Source organism: Faecalicatena contorta, from assembly GCF_003149105.1.
GTDB lineage: Bacteria > Bacillota > Clostridia > Lachnospirales > Lachnospiraceae > Muricomes > Muricomes contortus_C.
Genome location: NZ_QGDS01000003.1, coordinates 431567 through 448921 on the forward strand (window position 1 = coordinate 431567; position 17355 = coordinate 448921).

General features: G+C 42.5%; 14 protein-coding genes. 4 read left to right on the forward strand and 10 right to left on the reverse strand.

Going from position 1 to position 17355, the window contains the following annotated elements; translation table 11 throughout:
* Complete coding sequence (locus A8805_RS07755) at positions 1-1284, reverse strand: ABC transporter substrate-binding protein (RefSeq protein WP_109709668.1); 1284 nt, start codon at positions 1282-1284, stop codon at positions 1-3.
* A gap of 279 nt (positions 1285-1563) precedes the next feature.
* On the opposite strand from A8805_RS07755, the gene A8805_RS07760 reads away from it, so the two are divergent.
* The 3 genes from A8805_RS07760 (at position 1564) to pepI (ending at position 3614) form a co-directional block, all read left to right on the forward strand.
* Complete coding sequence (locus A8805_RS07760; protein WP_109709671.1) at positions 1564-2079, forward strand: MarR family winged helix-turn-helix transcriptional regulator; 516 nt, start codon at positions 1564-1566, stop codon at positions 2077-2079.
* Positions 2076-2621, forward strand: a complete 546-nt coding sequence (locus A8805_RS07765) for a flavodoxin domain-containing protein (RefSeq protein ID WP_109709674.1) — start codon at positions 2076-2078, stop codon at positions 2619-2621. Before A8805_RS07760 ends, A8805_RS07765 begins: the two co-directional genes overlap by 4 nt.
* 111 nt (positions 2622-2732) lie before the next feature.
* A complete protein-coding gene (pepI, locus tag A8805_RS07770; protein ID WP_109709676.1) occupies positions 2733-3614 on the forward strand; it encodes a proline iminopeptidase in 882 nt (293 codons plus the stop codon).
* Positions 3615-3692: 78 nt separating this feature from the next.
* On the opposite strand, the gene A8805_RS07775 is transcribed toward pepI, so the two are convergent.
* The 7 genes from A8805_RS07775 to A8805_RS07805 form a co-directional block, all read right to left on the reverse strand.
* Entirely contained in the window at positions 3693-4049 is a 357-nt protein-coding gene (locus A8805_RS07775) for a DUF1667 domain-containing protein (protein WP_109709678.1), read from the reverse strand.
* Positions 4046-5317 carry an NAD(P)/FAD-dependent oxidoreductase gene (locus A8805_RS07780; protein WP_109709680.1) on the reverse strand — a complete coding sequence of 424 codons (1272 nt, stop codon included), beginning with the start codon at positions 5315-5317 and terminating at the stop codon, positions 4046-4048. The genes A8805_RS07775 and A8805_RS07780 overlap by 4 nt, the downstream gene beginning before the upstream one ends.
* A 27-nt stretch (positions 5318-5344) precedes the next feature.
* Entirely contained in the window at positions 5345-6784 is a 1440-nt protein-coding gene (locus tag A8805_RS07785) for an NAD(P)/FAD-dependent oxidoreductase (protein WP_109709806.1), read from the reverse strand.
* 18 nt (positions 6785-6802) lie between these two features.
* Complete coding sequence (gene glpK, locus A8805_RS07790) at positions 6803-8299, reverse strand: glycerol kinase GlpK (RefSeq protein WP_109709683.1); 1497 nt, start codon at positions 8297-8299, stop codon at positions 6803-6805.
* Entirely contained in the window at positions 8292-9416 is a 1125-nt protein-coding gene (locus tag A8805_RS07795; protein ID WP_109709685.1) for an ethanolamine utilization protein EutH, read from the reverse strand. The genes glpK and A8805_RS07795 overlap by 8 nt, the downstream gene beginning before the upstream one ends.
* Positions 9417-9641: 225 nt before the next feature.
* Positions 9642-10400 carry a DeoR/GlpR family DNA-binding transcription regulator gene (locus A8805_RS07800; protein ID WP_109709687.1) on the reverse strand — a complete coding sequence of 253 codons (759 nt, stop codon included), beginning with the start codon at positions 10398-10400 and terminating at the stop codon, positions 9642-9644.
* A gap of 101 nt (positions 10401-10501) precedes the next feature.
* On the reverse strand, positions 10502-11407 hold the full coding sequence (locus tag A8805_RS07805; protein ID WP_109709689.1) for a LysR family transcriptional regulator: 906 nt from the start codon (positions 11405-11407) through the stop codon (positions 10502-10504).
* Between the two features lie 376 nt (positions 11408-11783).
* Between A8805_RS07805 and A8805_RS07815 the strand changes: the two genes are divergently transcribed.
* Positions 11784-12791 carry a YeiH family protein gene (locus A8805_RS07815; RefSeq protein WP_109709694.1) on the forward strand — a complete coding sequence of 336 codons (1008 nt, stop codon included), beginning with the start codon at positions 11784-11786 and terminating at the stop codon, positions 12789-12791.
* Between the two features lie 40 nt (positions 12792-12831).
* On the opposite strand, the gene carB is transcribed toward A8805_RS07815, so the two are convergent.
* Complete coding sequence (carB, locus tag A8805_RS07820; RefSeq protein WP_109709696.1) at positions 12832-16035, reverse strand: carbamoyl-phosphate synthase large subunit; 3204 nt, start codon at positions 16033-16035, stop codon at positions 12832-12834.
* Positions 16035-17105 carry a carbamoyl phosphate synthase small subunit gene (locus A8805_RS07825; protein WP_109709698.1) on the reverse strand — a complete coding sequence of 357 codons (1071 nt, stop codon included), beginning with the start codon at positions 17103-17105 and terminating at the stop codon, positions 16035-16037. Before A8805_RS07825 ends, carB begins: the two co-directional genes overlap by 1 nt.
* Positions 17106-17355: the final 250 nt, after the last annotated feature.

The window sequence follows — 17355 nt, forward strand, 5'->3', positions numbered from 1 at the left end:
CTATTCCTCTGCCAGTAAAGCGTTCATTTTGTCTGCAATCTCTTTACAGGCTTCTTCGGTACTAACCTCGCCGTTCCATGCCTTTACCAGAGATTCAAGGGACATATCTTCCCAGGCGGTCGTATTGGTTGAATGAGGGTAGAAAACCAGAGTTTCATCCATTACATCTATGTACGGTGAAAGATCAAAGCCCTCGGCATGGTCTGCCCACTGATCGGATGCGCCTTTGTAAGCAGAGAGTGTAACCCCATACTCCGCTTGTTTTTTCTGGCCGGTTTCGGACCCCAGATATTCAATCAGAGACCAGGCTTCATCAGGTGAAGTCGTATTTGCAGCAGCAGCGTAGCCCAGACCATTATAGATTGACACTCTGGTTCCATCTTCGGTTTTAGGAATAATGGCAACACCGGCATGCTCCTTAACATAATCATTGCCAGTCAGTTCTCCGGCAGTCCATGAGCCCATCAATGACATGGAGATAGCGCCTGATTCAAACAGAGCTATATTATCGGTTTCAGCTGTAACAGTATTATCCGGAGATGATCCATCTTTCACCAGATCAACAAAGAAGTCAATGGCTTCAATGGTTTTGGGATCATCATATCCTGATTTGTCTTTCACCTCGTTAATGACATATCCGCCGTTTCCGTAGATAAGATTATACCAGCCCTCCTGATAATTCTTGATTCTTGAACCAAATCCTTTATGTTCATCATTGGATAAAGTTGCTGCTGCTTCTTTTAAATCTTCCCAGGTCCAACTGTCATCAGGATAAGCAAGCCCTGCTTCGTCAAAATGTGTTTTGTTATACCATAGCGCGATTGAATCAATGTCTTTGGGGATTGCATATTGCTTTCCGTTGTAGTTATAAGCCTGGGCTACATCCGTAAAATAATTATCCATTGATATTTTATCACTGGCATCAATGTTTTCTGTCAGGTCCAAGAGCATGTCGGCCCGGGCATACTTTTCGATTTCACGGACATGCATCCAGAAAACATCAGGCAGAGAATCGCCAGTGGCACCTGCTTCGAGCATCGTCCAATACTGATCCCATGGGGTGATCTGGATATCTACTTCGATTCCGGTTTCGGCGGTAAAGTCATCGCAGATCTTGCGGATACCGGGTTCCTGGACCTTATCCCAGATTGCCAGGACGATTCCATCCGGCTTTTCTTGTTTCTCGTTATTAGCTGAATTATCACCTGATTTGCCGCCGCAGCCGGCTAATGCTGCAATGCTCATTACTAAAACCAGCAAAGTTGCTAAGACTCTTCTTCTCATAAAAACCCTCCCTGAATTTGTTTGATATGTTACGTGATACTGGAAATGAAGCGAGATATTTGTGCACATATTCTCCATTCGTGTTAATTATAGTAAAACACCAAGAGGATTGATAGACGTTTATGTTATATGTACCAGTCTAAATGTTAAATTCTTTGTGCTATTTGTATAATAAAGAGGATGAAAACAAAGTGTAAAATTATACCTACTATTATATTGACGAATCATCATCCAGACGTTATAATATTAGTAACTTGTTACCAATAAGGGGGGGTAATTATGGAAATCAATGATTTGATACAAAGATTTTCTCATTCAAAAGAAGATCAGACAAAAGCAATTTTCAGCACCCTGTTTATTGCGGGCAACAGACTGCAAACGTTGTTTGACAATGATATTCCAGACATATCACTCAAACAATTTATGCTTCTGACAATGGTCCGGCAATCTAAAGAGCAGCTGACCTTTACACAACTTGGAAAGCTTTTAGGCTGTTCCAGGCAAAATATCAAAAAACTTGCTTATGCCCTCGAGCGGAAAGGATTTGTCAATATCAGACAGAACGAGAAAGATGTCCGTGCAGCATGCATTTATCCCACAGAAAAAATGATTGATTATTTTGAAAATATATTTCGTTTTTATCAGGGCAGATTAAGCTATCTTTTTGAACTTTATACTGATAACGAAGTCGAGGCACTTTTCACTCTATTCATGAGGTTATACGAAGGTATTGACAATTTAGAAAAGAGATTGTCTGATGAAAAAAATTCCATAATAAAGGAGACGGATGTATGAACAATATTTTAGTACTGTATAAATCTAAATATGGCTCAACAAAGAAATATGCTGACATGATGAAAGAGGAGCTCCTCTGTGATATTTTTGATATTGATAATTGTGATTTGGGTAATCTCTCCAAATATAATTTAATTGTGATTGCCGGAGGTATCTACGCAGGCGGTATTTCAGGAGTCAAATTCTTAAAGAAACATTTAAAAAAATTTGAAGGTAAAAAAATTGTAATATTTGCAGTCGGAGCGAGCCCATTTGATGAAAAAGCACTTGAACAAATAAAACAACATTCTTTAAAAGACCTTCCTGTGGGAATTCCTTTTTTTTATGGCCGGGGGGCTTATGATGAAAGTAACATGGATTTTAAAGACAGAACATTATGCAGAATGTTAAAAAAAGCATTATCAAAAAAAGACCCCTCCACGCTTGACTTATGGGCCGCTGAATTCCTGGCAGCAGAAGGAAAAATCTGTGATTGGATTGATAAGGCATATTTAATTCCGTTCTTCCAATATATCAGGGAACAGACCAAAACCCTTTCGTGAAATTAACTATGAAAACCCCAAAATAGTACGGGATATTGAAAACATCTGACAAGTCTGTTATACTTAAAAAGTATTATAGAAGGCCGTAAAACGGCAAGGAGGTACTATTATATGAAGGTCATTGAGGGCTATATGCCATATCTGGGGTACAAGACCTATTACCGTATTGTTGGGGAATGCAAAGGTAATAAAAAACCATTAGTTTTACTACATGGCGGTCCTGGCTCCACACACAACTATTTTGAGGTATTAGACAAACTTGCAGAAGAGGGACGTGCCATCATCTTTTACGATCAGCTTGGCTGCGGCAACTCTTATGTGGACGGACACCCTGAGCTTTGGTGTTCTGAGACATGGGACAATGAGTTGATTGAATTAAGAAAACATTTGGGGCTGGATGAAATACATATGCTGGGACAGTCCTGGGGAGGAATGCTTGCAATAGAATATCTCTGTGATTACAAACCAGCAGGTATCAAGTCTGTCATTCTTTCCAGCACCTTGCCGTCCGCTGAGCTCTGGGCTCAGGAGCAGCACAGGATGATCAGACATATGTCACAGGAAGACCAGGATGCCATTGCCAAGGCAGAAAAAACCGGGGATTTTGATGATCCGGCTTACCTGGCTGCTAATGACAGGTTTATGCTGCTTCACTGTGCAGGCGAAGTAACCGAGGATTCACCGGAGTGCCTGCGCCGCCCTAAGAAAGTAGGAGTGGAAGCTTATGTTGCAGGATGGGGACCTAATGAATATAATCCGACCGGAAGCCTGGGCGGATGGGAATACCGCCATAAGATCGGAGACATTAAAGAGCCTGTTTTGATTATCAATGGAACGGATGATTTGTGTACGCCGCTTATCGCAAAGACAATGTATGATCTGATTCCAGGTTCCAAATGGGAATTATTCGCTGGATGCAGACATATGTGCTATGTTGAAGAAAACGATAAATATTGTAAGCTTATCAGTGAGTGGATGGAAAAGCACGATTAATTATAAACAATAGGAGTCTCACAACTCTATATTTAAGGTTGTGTGGCTCCTATTGTTATGATTGCCGAAATTACACCCCTATTTTACTGCTCCTGTAGCTACTATATTTACTCCTGTATCACAGACATCTTCAATCAATATATCATACACGCCTACCGGCACCTTTGCCAGGCATTTTCTGATTTCTGCCATACAATCCATAATCTTTTCTTTCGGAACTGGTTTATCAGAACGAACGGGAATCAATGGGGTTTTCTCACTGTCAGTCTTCACTGTTGTGGTAAGGATTCTTACCGGATGTGCAAACTCTGCATGTGCATACTGTTCTCCTCTTTTACAGCCATATCCTTCCATTGAGATAATATTATCTCCTTCACCCTCTGCTGCTATATGGCATCCTATGGGGCAGACTGTACAAATGATTTCTTTTTTCATGATTCCTGACCCTCCTTTACTACTTCAACCGTCACGCTGCTGCCGCTGATATATCCTGTGTTAAAAGTTATCTCCTCCATTTCGCCCGGATTTACCCGGATTCTCTTTTTAGAAGCAAGAACCTTATCACCGTCTCTGGCAATAATTTTGACATTTTGGTCCGGATGAAGGACTCTGAAGTAAAGGCTTACTTTTTCACTTTCAGGAGATACGCTGATTGACTGGGGACACAGATACCTGACATTTTCCCCGGCTATATTTTCCACTGCCTTTTCTTCCTTGGGCAGAGTATTCATCGCATACTGTGCTGCAAATTTACCAGCCTTTATACTTTCTGTACTAACGTTATCCACAAGATCATTAACATGAACCACATTACCGCAGGCGAATACATTTTCTGAAGAGGTCTGCATATATTGATTGACTTTCGGACCATTGGTTATAGATGAAATATCAATCAATGCTTTTCTCGTCAGCTCATTTTCCGGTATGAGTCCTACAGACAGAAGTATTGTATCACATTCTATGTACTGCTCTGTCTCCTGAATCGGTTTTTTATTCTCGTCAACTTTTGCAAAATAAACACCTTTTACTCTCTGATAGCCCTCAATTTTTGTAATCGTATGAGAAAGATACAACGGAATTTCAAAATCATCAAGACATTGTACTTTATTTCGGGTAAGACCTGCCAGATAATCCATCAATTCAATAACTGCCAGTACCTTCGCACCTTCCAGTGTCATTCTTCTGGCCATAATCATTCCAATATCACCAGAACCAAGAATCACAACTTTTTTCCCTACCATTTCGTTTTGCCTGTTGACAAGTCTCTGTGCGGAACCTGCTGTATAAACACCTGCCGGGCGTGAGCCTGGTATCATAATATTCGCTCTGGTCCTCTCCCTGCATCCCATGGCAAGAATAATACTTTTTGCGGTTATGGCAGTCATTCCATATTCCCGGTTTACACAGGTAACCGTACCTGATTTTTCATCCATTTCAAGCACCATAGAGTTTAATAAAAACTCTACTCCGAGCTCTTTTGCTTCATCTGCAAAACGTCCTGCATACTCAGGCCCAGTCAGCTCTTCTTTAAAATAAGTTAATCCAAACCCAGGGTGGATACACTGCTGTAAAATTCCTCCAATGCTCTCATCTCTTTCAATAACCAGAACCCTTCCGCCGCTTTCCTTTTTTGCAGCGACGGCGGCTGACAGACCTGCCGGTCCACCGCCGATGATTGCCACATCACATGTTAAGTTATACATATCTATTCTCCTTTTCGTCTTTCACGCTTACTTGTTTTTCCCGATTACCATGTAAGAACCTTCCAGATTCTTGGCTATCTGGTCCGTGCGTAGGTCTAATTCCCTTGCGAGAATCTCGATGACCTTCGGTCCGCAGAATCCACCCTGGCAGCGCCCCATTCCGGCTCTTACCCTTCTCTTGATGGCATCAACAGTTTTTGCGCCTATTGGACGATGTATTGCTTCTACAATCTCTCCTTCCGTTATGGTTTCACAACGGCAGATTACAGTTCCATACAAAGGATTTTCTTTGATGATTGACTCCTTCTCTTCCACTGACATTTCATGGAAGCAGGGAATGCCTTTCCTGGTTGCCTTAAAATCATCTTTCAATACCAGCTCACAGCCAATTTCTTTTAGCTTTTCAACTACATACTTTGCCATGGCAACACTTAACGTAATTCCAGTGGATCTGACACCAGATAAATTTACATAGCCCCTCACATCCTCATATATGTCAACATGAAGCCCCTCAGGGTTTCTGTTTGGGCGGAGCCCGCTGTATTGTGTAATCGTATCACAGATATTTACCCCTGGTATCATTTTCCGGACATCTGCATAAATACTGTCAAGCCCCTCTGTTGTCACAGAGACATCCTCTTTGTCCGGCAAGTCTTCCGCAGTCGGCCCCACAAGCATATTGCCATGTATTGTAGGTGTCATCAGCTTTCCTTTTGTTATTTTTGTAGGAATTGGGAGAACAATATTACGAACTTTGCAGCTTGTATTCTTATCCAGGATATAGAACTGTCCCCGTCTTGCCACTACTTTGTAGTCCGCTTTCCCAACCATAGCCGCAATATCATCACAGTGAAGAGCCGCTGCATTAATAATATAACTTGTTTCAATAATTCCGGCGGTAGTCACCACTTCTTTCACTGCACCTTTTTCCATTTTAATGTCAGTTACCTCTGTGTTCAGCATAAAATCCACGCCGTTTTCATTTGCATTTTCTGCCAGTGCCTGAACAAGAACAAATGGATCAATAATACTCTCTCTTGGGATAAACAGCCCGCCTTTTACTTCTGGATTCAATTCCGGTTCTTTTTCAAGTATTTCTTCTTTAGACAAATATTCCACATCATAAACATGATTTTTGAAGGCTTTTTCTTTAATAGCCGGCAGATTTTGAAACTGTTCGTCTGTAAATGCCGGAAGTATAGCTCCGATTTTTTCAAAGGGAATATCAAGGTCTTTAGTCAGCTGCTCATACATCGGGTTTGCTGCCACTACGAGCTGTGATTCCAATGTTCCCGGTGCTGCATCGTACCCTGTATGAATAATGGCGCTGTTGGATTTGGACGCGTCTCCCCCTACATCATCCCGTTTATCCACCACGATGACCTTTACCTTATATTTTGATAGTTCTCTTGCAATAGCACATCCTACGGCTCCGGCCCCGATTACCACTACATCTGTTTTCACCATGATTTCTTCCTCCGTCAATTAATCTTCTTCCCAGTCTTTCGCACGTTCTACAGCTTTGTGCCATTGTCTTAAAAGTTTTGTTCTGGTCTCTTCATCCATCTTTGGTTCGTATCTCTTTTTTAGCTTCCATTTTCCTTTGATGTCATCAAGACTTTTAAATTCTCCGATACCATATGCAGCCAGATAGGCGGCACCCAGTGCGGTTGTCTCAGTGATTACCGGAACGTCCACAGGGATTCCCAGAATATCAGCCTGGAACTGCATCAGAAAATCATTGACTGCCGCTCCGCCGTCTACTCTCATTACCTCAATAGGAATACCTGAGTCTCCTGTCATAACGTCCAGATTATCTTTTACCTGATATGCCATACTCTCCAGAGTCGCCCTGACAATCTGTTCTTTCGTTGTTCCGCCTGTAATTCCAACAATTGTTCCTCTTGCATACTGGTCCCAATGGGGAGCAGCCAGACCGGAAAAGGCCGGAACAAAGAATACACCTCCTGTATCAGGAACACTTTTTGCAATTTCTTCTGTTTCTCCTGCACTCTCAATGATTTTCAATTTATCCCTAAGCCACTGTACTGCTGCACCTGCAATATAGATTCCGCCATCCAGTGCAAATGTAGTCTGCCCTTTATCAATCCCCCAGCCCACGGTTGTCAAAAGGCCGTTTGGGGAATACACCGGTTTATCTCCTGTATTCATCAACATGAAACACCCTGTTCCATAGGTTGTTTTTACTGTTCCCGGCTCAAAACATGCCTGCCCGAACAGTGCCGCCTGCTGGTCTACGACTGACCCTGAAATAGGGGTTCTGGCCCCAAAGAAATCTAAGGGGTCTGTTGTCCCGTATACTTCAGAGCTGTCTTTTATCTGGGGCAGAATGGACCTTGGTATATCGAGGGCTTCTAAAATTTCGTCATCCCAGTCTCCTGTATGTATGTTAAACAACATAGTTCTGGATGCAGTTGACTGGTCTGTTACAAACACCCTGCCATGAGTCAGTTTCCAAATCATCCATGTATCAAGGGTTCCTGCATTGATTCTGTTTCTCTCAATCTTTTCTTTTACACCATCAACATTTTCGATAATCCATTTTATTTTTGTAGCACTGAAATAGGCATCTACAATAAGCCCTGTCTTTTCACGAATCATATCACCATGCTTTTTAGCTATGGCATCCGCGTTTCTTGCAGTTCTTCTGTCCTGCCAGACAATCGCATTATAAACCGGGATACCGGTAACATTATCCCATAAAACTACGGTCTCACCCTGATTGTCAAGTCCCATACAGGCAACATCATCCATGTTGATCTCTGTTTCTTTCACTGCCATATCTACCGCATCTAAAATTCTGTCCCATATTTCCAGGGGGTCATGCTCTACCCATCCCGGCTGTGGGTAATACTGTGTGTGCTCTTTGTATCCTCTTGAAAGACATTCCCACTCCTCATTAAGAATCAATACTGTTGTACCTGTCGTCCCCTGATCGATACCCATATAATATTTACTCATTTTGACCTTCCCTTTCTGATTTCAATTCTTGTAATCCTTGCTCTTCTTTCATTCCCTTTGTCATGAAATATCCCAATATGACAGCTGCTGCTCCTGCAATCAGTTTTCCGGTTACAACCGGTGTAATCATCGTCGGCTGAACTCCAGCCGTGAATCCCAGATGATCTCCCAGCGCTGCTGTTGCCGGAACAAGCCACGCTGTGTTAATAATGATTCCCCTTTTCTTCATATCTTTCATCATCGTATATACGGGAACGGAATTGGCCAGTGTGAATACAAGTCCTGCCGCACTTGTTGCATCCAGCCCCATTTTCCTTCCCACCATATTCAAGGGTTTATCCAGAACCTTTACAAGAATAGCAAGTACAGGAAATGTTCCAAGAAGCACAATGCCGATTCCTGCAATGGAATTCATACCCTCCATGATAGGCGCCATCCCTTTGATAATTACAACTCCTGTAATAAATTCAAATGCCGCGCAGGCCAGCCCCACATAGATAACTATCGTAATAAACTGTCCGAATATGGTACATCCTTTAATCATCTTTTCAGGGATTATTTTCAGTCCCAGTGCCAAAAGCAGGGAAATAATCAAAATCGGCAGTGTGTTTTTTATTATGAGGATAGCAGGAAAACCTGCAATCATGCCTCCAAACACGCATCCAATCGGAATCGTAATAAGCCCTATTAAAAGTCCCTTTGAAAAATAAGGTCTGTCCTTTTTTTCAATCAATCCAAGTCCTACCGGAATTGAAAATACAAGTGTACATCCAAGCATTGATGCTACGATATTTCCCGCAAATAAACCAGCCTGTTCATTTTGTGAAAGTTCCATCGCCAAAGAATATCCTCCCATATCATTAGCAAGAATAGAACCAAATAACGCCGGATCGGCTCCGATTGCCTCACAGGCCGGAATCAGCACCGGACCTAACAGGTTTGAAATTACAGGTGCAAGACAAACAATTCCTACCATCCCCAACGCCAGGGGACCCATAGCCTGGAAACCTTCATCAAACTTTTCTCCTAACCCCAAATGATTTCCAGTGATTTTGTCGCCTGCTCCAATTAAAAGACCTATAGCCATTACCCACAATATAACTTGATCAAATGTCATTGCTATACCTCACTCTTGTTCCTTATTTTTTTTGAATAGATGCATTGATACGGCCGATATCTCTTTCTATCAAGCAGACAATATCACAATATCTTTTTCTTTGCAAACGGCCAATTCTTCACTTTTTTGTGTATTTTCCATAAGATTCCCCATTAAAAAATGTGGGATAAGCTGCAATTCACAACTTTTCCCACATTTTTAGTAAAGACCTTGTTTTCACTTATTTTAGGCTAAAACTACTGTGACCCCCCGTTCCCGAAACTGTTTTAACATCTTTTTGTCCGCTCTTTCATCAGTAACCAGTATATCTACCTGCTCTGTAGAACAGACCTTATTCAATGCAGTGATGCCGAACTTGGTGTAGTCAGCCAGTGCAATCACCTGTTTTGTATGCTTTAAATAATGTCTTCGAAGATTCGTTTCTTCAATATGATAATCCATGATGCCTTTTTCCGGCTCCATACTTCCCACACCGAGAAATAGTTTCTCCACATGGAACTGGTCAACCACATCTTCCGCCCAGTATCCGGAGGTGGTTCCTTCCCCTCTTCTCACAACCCCGCCCAGAATAATAACAGTAATTCCAGGGTCATCCATAAGCTCTACCGCAATCTTTAGTGAATTTGTAAGCACTGTAACATTCTTTTTTCCTTTCAGGAACCGGGCAAACTCCAAAGTGGTGGTTCCTAAATCAATGATTATTGTGTCGCCTTCCTCCACAAAAGATACTGCCTTTTTCCCAATCAGAATCTTTTCCTCAAAATTCTTGATTTCCCGGTAAGAAAAATCCGGCTCCAGACTGTGGGACATATTCAGTACAGCTCCCCCGTGAACTCTGCGGATGATACCCTCTGCCTCCAGTTTAGTCAGGTCCCGTCTGACCGTCTCCATAGACACCTGAAAGTATTCCGCCAGTTCATGAGCTTTCATCATTCTGTTTTCTGATATTAACTTAATAATCTTATCTTTGCGCTGTATCTTCATACTCCTGACCGCCTTTCTTGTGCTCCACAGTCGTAGCCCACATTTTAACCACAAAGTATTTCAGCATTAGTAACAAAGTTTTGCATTATTATCACCTTTTTTTATATATCATATATAAAATATGGAGCGTTTCCAGTAAACTGTTGGAATAGCCCGGAGTAGGTATCCGCATAGATACTTCCTCTTGGCCAGATAAATGTAAAGTCATGATAAATCTGACAATTTTCCAGATTTATCAGCTTCAGCTCACCCTTTTCCAGTTCTTCCTTAACTGCAATTTCATACAGAAACGTAATACCGCAGCCAGCCTTTGCCAACTCCTTAATTGTATGCAGGCTGCCTATTTCTGCCGTTTTTTCAAAATCCTCCATGCCGTAATTCTGGGAATCCAGGAAGCGCTCAAGCACTTCACGGGTCCCGGACCCTGGCTCCCTCAGAAGCAGACGCTCACAAAATACATCCTCAAGCCGTACGGGTATTTTTTGAAACCGGTACGAAGGACTGCATACTGCCACATACTTCTCTGTAGAATAATGAAGAAAATCGTATTCTGTTTTTTTAAAGAACCCCTCTACTATGGCAAAATCTATCTTTCCATTATCAAGTCTATTTAAAAGTTCCTGCGTATTTGCCACTTCCATATGTAAATGTACTTCCGGGTCATTTTGCAGGCACTGTTCTAGTACCCCAGGCATCACCACTTCTCCGACTGTCATTGTAGCACCGAAACGGATATTCTGCCTGCCCTCAGATAAATGTTCTATCCGTCCCTTTAAAGATGATTCATCATGCATCATCGTAAGGGAAGCATTACGAAGCATCTCTCCCGCTTCTGTCAGCCTTAATTTCTTACCCTCATAGTGGAACAGCCTGGTATTATAATAATTTTCCAGATGCCGTACATGCTGGGATACCGCCGGCTGTGTAATATTCAGTTCTTCCGCTGCCCTTGTAAAATTCATACATTCACATACCATCAGGAATGTTTTCATTCGAAAATCCAGCATAATCCTCACTCACTAAAAATCAGGGCGAAGCCTTCTTCGCGCAAAAGCTCCGCCCATATATAAATAACTCCCAACCAAGTATAACATATTATTATCATAAAATAAATATATATAATTTTATTTTATGATTTTGATATGATATCATAATTCTCGGCGAAAGAATTTCCTTTTTATAGCCAGTTTGTATCCGTTCAGAACCCATGAACAGATACCCCGCAAGCCCATGAAAATCGCCTTTGGCGATGGGGCTTGCTATTGCATGTTCCATGTTTTCATACGGACTGTGCAATAAATGCACAGTCCTGCCCTGAACAGTTACGCCAGTTTTTCTTCGCTGCATCAACCTGAAATTAAAAAGGAATGGAGGATTCAAAATATGAACTTTCTCAAACAAAAAGGGCCGGGGATTTTATTTTGCTTTGTTATTGCATTTCCGTCATGGTTTCTTGGAAAAATTTTCCCCGTGGCAGGAGGCCCGGTGTTTGCTATATTATTAGGTATGATTTTGGCCCTTATCATTGGGCAGAAAGAGTACATACAGCCGGGCATTACTTACACCTCTAAAAAGATTTTACAGACAGCCGTTGTATTTTTAGGTTTTGGTATGAACCTGTCAGAAATTCTTGCAAAGGGGAAGCAGTCACTTCCTATTATCATTGTAACTATCAGTATTTCCCTGATAATTGCATTTATCCTGTATAAGGCACTAAAGCTTCATCCGAATAATGCCGTACTGGTGGGAGTCGGCTCTTCCATATGCGGTGGTTCTGCAATTGCCGCTGCAGCACCTGCCATCCAGGCAACAGATGAAGAGATTGCACAATCCATTTCCGTTATTTTCCTTTTCAACGTCATTGCTGCATTGATTTTTCCGGCACTGGGAGGGATGCTTCACTTGAGCAATGAAGGATTTGGATTATTTGCAGGAACCGCCATCAACGATACATCCTCCGTAACAGCAGCCGCAGCTGCATGGGATGGAATGCATTCCAGTAACACTCTGGAAGCGGCTGCTATTGTAAAAATGACGCGTACACTGGCAATCATCCCCATTACTCTGATACTGGCTGCTTATAGAAGCAGAAAAGAAAAAAAGACCGAAGGTTCTTCCTTCAGTCTCAAAAAAACATTTCCCTATTTTGTTTTGTTCTTCGTGCTGGCGTCTGTTGTCACCACAGTGTTCCACCTTCCCGCCGGCATCACCGCTCCTCTGAAAAATCTGAGTAAATTTCTGATTATGATGGCAATGGCGGCAGTAGGGCTTAATACTAATATCATAAAACTAGTAAAAACAGGTGCAAAACCCATATTTACAGGATTTTGCTGCTGGGCAGGAATAACCCTTGTCAGTCTGCTTATGCAGCATCTGATGGGAATTTGGTAAAATAGGGCGGGGCCGGTAAGCAAGTGCAAGTACTGCCTGCTTACTGTACAGTCGCAATATCAATCAAGGTCAGCTTTCTGATATCCGTATTCTCCAGACTGGTAATCAATGCTTTTGCAGTATCCATCGATGTCAGAACATTCACTCCTGTTTCAATTGCATTCCTTCTGATTATGAATCCATCTTTAGAATGGTCTGCTCCCTGGGCAGGAGTATCAATTACCAGGTCAATTTCATGTCCTAAAATCAAATCCAGCAGGTTTGGGGATTCCTGTTCTATTTTACGGACCGGGATTGCTTTTACTCCACCTTCCCTGAGGGCCTCGGCCGTACTCTTCGTAGCAAAAATGCGGTATCCGATTTTCTCAAATCTGCGTCCCACTTCTACGGCCTCTGGTTTGTCCTCATCACGGACCGTCATAATCATATTCTTATATTTCGGCAGATTAATTCCTGCTCCCAGAAATGCTTTATACAATGCCTCGTCAAATGTTTTTGCAATTCCCAGACACTCTCCTGTGGATTTCATTTCAGGTCCCAGACTAATGTCTGCGCCCCTGATTTTCTCAAAGGAAAATACGGGCATTTTGACTGCAATATAATCTGCTTCTTTCTGAAGCCCCGGAGTATAGCCCAATTCTCTAATTTTACTTCCAGTAATAACCTTCGTTGCCAGCGGTACAATCGGAATCCCTGTTACTTTGCTGATATACGGCACTGTACGGCTGGAACGGGGGTTCACTTCGATGACATAGACATCTTCCTCTCCGCATACGATGAACTGAATGTTAATCAGTCCAATAACATGGAGGGATTTAGCCAGTCTTTTTGTGTACTCCGCAATCTTATCCTTTGCTTTTTGTGTCAGGCTTTGAGCAGGATAAACAGAAATACTGTCACCGGAGTGGATTCCAGCACGCTCAATATGTTCCATGATTCCTGGTATCAGGATATCCTCACCATCACATACAGCATCCACTTCAATTTCTTTCCCCTGCAGATATTTATCTACCAAAATAGGATGATCCTGTGCTATCCGGTTGATGATACCAATAAATTCATCAATATCATAGTCATTAATTGCAATCTGCATCCCCTGGCCGCCCAATACATAGGAAGGCCTTACCAGTACCGGGTAACCCAAACGGTTTGCAACCTCCTTTGCCTCCTCAGCGGTAAATACAGTCCCTCCTGTGGGGCGCGGTATCTCACATTTCTCTAAGATTTCATCAAATAATTCCCGGTCTTCTGCTTTATCTACGTTTTCCGCAGAAGTCCCCAGTATGGGTACTCCCATCTTCATCAGACTTTCTGTCAGCTTAATAGCAGTCTGCCCTCCAAACTGCACTACAGCCCCATCTGGTTTCTCCAAATCTACAATGCTCTCCACATCTTCCGGAGTCAAAGGCTCAAAATAGAGTTTGTCAGCAATATCAAAGTCCGTACTTACAGTTTCCGGGTTATTATTTACAATAATTGTCTCATAGCCCTCTTTGGAAAATGCCCATGTACAGTGTACGGAACAAAAATCAAACTCGATACCCTGTCCGATTCGGATTGGCCCGGAGCCGAGCACCAGAACTTTCTTCCGGTCTTTTGTTTCTTCTACTTCATTCTCTCTTCCATATACAGAATAGTAATACGGTGTTGCTGCTGCAAATTCCGCCGCACAAGTATCTACCATCTTGTAAGCTGCCACAATTCCATTTTTATGACGCATATCATGGATTTCCCGCTCCGCCTTTCCGGTCAGAGCTGCAATTACGTTATCGGGAAATTCCATCTTTTTCGCTTCTTCTAATAATTCGGGAGTGAGCGGTTCTGTTTTCAGAGCTTGCTCCATCTCCACAATAATGGCAAACTTATCAATAAACCAGTTGTCTATTTTTGTAATATCGTGAATGATCTCATAGCTTATGCCCCTGCGGATTGCTTCTGCAATTCTCCAGATACGCATATCATCTACAATTGCCAGTTGTTCCGTCAGCTCATCCACGGAAAGGCCCGTGAAATTATAGGACATCAGGCTGTCCACATGCTGCTCCAATGAGCGGATTGCCTTCATCAGTGCCCCTTCGAAATTATCACAAATACTCATCACTTCTCCGGTAGCCTTCATCTGCGTAGTCAGGGTTCTCTTGGCACTGATAAACTTGTCAAAGGGAAGTCTGGGGATTTTTACCACACAATAATCCAGCATAGGCTCAAAACTTGCGTAAGTTTTCCCTGTGATGGCATTTTTAATTTCATCCAGAGTATATCCCAGCGCAATCTTTGCTGCCACCTTTGCAATGGGATAACCAGTAGCCTTGGACGCAAGTGCGGAAGAACGGCTCACCCGTGGGTTTACCTCAATTACACAGTACTCGAAACTCTCCGGATGAAGGGCATACTGCACATTACATCCACCGGTAATATTTAGTTCACTGATAATATTCAGTGCGGAAGTACGCAGCATCTGGTACTCCCTGTCTCCCAAAGTCTGTGACGGAGCAACAACAATGCTATCTCCTGTATGTACACCAACAGGGTCGATATTTTCCATATTACAAACGGTGATACAGTTTCCTATACTGTCACGCATCACTTCGTATTCAATTTCCTTCCAGCCCGCAATGCAGCGCTCCACTAAGACCTGCCCCACCCGGGAAAGCCTCAGACCATTTTCCAGTATTTCCATCAACTGCCTGGAATCTCTTGCAATACCGCCGCCGCTTCCTCCAAGAGTGTATGCAGGGCGAAGTACAACCGGATAGCCAATTTCATTAGCAAATGCAAGGCCATCCCCCACATTTTCCACAACCAGGGAAGGCGCTACAGGCTCATTGATTTTTTCCATAGTAGCCTTAAACTCCAGGCGATCCTCTGCTTTCTTAATTGTCTCAGATGTGGTTCCTATGAGCCGGACATCATTTTCTTTTAAAAAGCCATCCTCGTCCAGCTCCATTGCCAGATTCAGACCTGCCTGACCTCCGAGAGTGGGCAGCACACTGTCCGGCTTTTCCTCCTTTATCAACTGCTTTACAACCTCTAAAGTAAGGGGTTCAATATACACTTTGTCTGCAATATCTTTGTCTGTCATGATTGTGGCTGGATTGGAATTGAGCAGCACAACTTCAATCCCCTCTTCCTTCAGGGAGCGGCACGCCTGTGTCCCTGCATAATCAAACTCTGCTGCCTGTCCGATGACAATAGGACCAGAACCAATGACTAATACTTTTTTAATACTATTATCCTTAGGCATTATTTTACTCCTCCCATCATATCCATAAATCTTTCAAACAGGTAATCTGAATCCTTGGGGCCCGGGCACGCTTCCGGATGAAACTGTACAGTAAATATCTGTTTCCCCTTATATTCCAGACCTTCATTTGTTCCGTCATTTACATTCACAAATGCAGGAACTGCTGTGTTTGAATCCATACTCTTGTCATCCACCACATATCCATGATTCTGAGAAGATATATACACTCTTCCTGTCCTTAAATCTTTTACCGGATGATTGCCGCCCCGGTGTCCGTATTTAAGCTTATGGGTAGCAGCACCAGAAGCCAAAGCCATCAATTGATGTCCCAGACAAATAGCAAAAATAGGAATGTCCGTATGATATAATTTCTTGATTTCTTCGATAATAGAAATGCAGTCTGCAGGGTCACCAGGACCATTAGAAAGCATGATACCGTCAGGATTAGCTGAAATGATTTCTTCTGCAGTTGTATGAGCCGGGTAAACAGTTACCTCACAACCACAATTATTTAAAGAATTGGCAATATTATTTTTAGCACCTAAATCCAAAAGCGCAACTTTCTTTCCGTTTCCTTCCAGCACATATTTCTCGCTGCAAGTCACTTTAGAAACAACATCTCCTACTTTATAGGATTTCAACTTCGGAAGAATTTCTTCCATATTATAATTTTCATTGGTAGTAATCATTCCGTTCATAGTACCCTTTTCCCGTAAAATCTTGGTAAGAGCACGGGTATCCACATCGGCAATCCCAGGAACATCCTGCTCCTCAAGAAAATCCTGGATCGTTTTCTCACAACGGAAATTGCTGGGCATACGGGACAATTCCCTTACAATATAACCATCCGGCCACGCCTTCTTCGATTCCATATCCGGCGTAATCCCATAATTCCCAATCAGCGGATAGGTCATCACCACAGCCTGTCCCGCATAAGAAGGGTCAGTCAGTACCTCTAAATATCCTGTCATGGAGGTATTAAATACAATTTCACTTATCATCTCTTTTTTAGAACCAATACTTTTCCCCGTAAATACGGTTCCATCTTCCAGTATTAGAAACGCTTTCATATGTTCACCTATTCCCTTCCTCTACCTTATCGTGCAGTGCACATCCCTTGAGAATTGTTATGTAATGACATACTTTATTACAAAACAAAGAGTTTGCTTCACAAACCCTTGCGCCTGCGGCGGTCGCATGGCGACATCTACCTCTTACGCCGCAGTGCGTATCCCCCGGAGGGTTGTTATGTAATAGGAAACTATGTTTTCAATTACATAACAAAGGCACTCTTGGAGTCTTTCATTCCAGAGCGCCCTC

Bases quoted from the DNA above. Each gene is read 5' to 3' on its own strand.
- A8805_RS07755 (WP_109709668.1), bottom strand. From the start codon at position 1,284: ATGAGAAGAAGAGTCTTAGCAACTTTGCTGGTTTTAGTAATGAGCATT.
- A8805_RS07760 (WP_109709671.1), top strand. From the start codon at position 1,564: ATGGAAATCAATGATTTGATACAAAGATTTTCTCATTCAAAAGAAGAT.
- A8805_RS07765 (WP_109709674.1), top strand. From the start codon at position 2,076: ATGAACAATATTTTAGTACTGTATAAATCTAAATATGGCTCAACAAAG.
- pepI (WP_109709676.1), top strand. From the start codon at position 2,733: ATGAAGGTCATTGAGGGCTATATGCCATATCTGGGGTACAAGACCTAT.
- A8805_RS07775 (WP_109709678.1), bottom strand. From the start codon at position 4,049: ATGAAAAAAGAAATCATTTGTACAGTCTGCCCCATAGGATGCCATATA.
- A8805_RS07780 (WP_109709680.1), bottom strand. From the start codon at position 5,317: ATGTATAACTTAACATGTGATGTGGCAATCATCGGCGGTGGACCGGCA.
- A8805_RS07785 (WP_109709806.1), bottom strand. From the start codon at position 6,784: ATGGTGAAAACAGATGTAGTGGTAATCGGGGCCGGAGCCGTAGGATGT.
- glpK (WP_109709683.1), bottom strand. From the start codon at position 8,299: ATGAGTAAATATTATATGGGTATCGATCAGGGGACGACAGGTACAACA.
- A8805_RS07795 (WP_109709685.1), bottom strand. From the start codon at position 9,416: ATGACATTTGATCAAGTTATATTGTGGGTAATGGCTATAGGTCTTTTA.
- A8805_RS07800 (WP_109709687.1), bottom strand. From the start codon at position 10,400: ATGAAGATACAGCGCAAAGATAAGATTATTAAGTTAATATCAGAAAAC.
- A8805_RS07805 (WP_109709689.1), bottom strand. From the start codon at position 11,407: ATGCTGGATTTTCGAATGAAAACATTCCTGATGGTATGTGAATGTATG.
- A8805_RS07815 (WP_109709694.1), top strand. From the start codon at position 11,784: ATGAACTTTCTCAAACAAAAAGGGCCGGGGATTTTATTTTGCTTTGTT.
- carB (WP_109709696.1), bottom strand. From the start codon at position 16,035: ATGCCTAAGGATAATAGTATTAAAAAAGTATTAGTCATTGGTTCTGGT.
- A8805_RS07825 (WP_109709698.1), bottom strand. From the start codon at position 17,105: ATGAAAGCGTTTCTAATACTGGAAGATGGAACCGTATTTACGGGGAAA.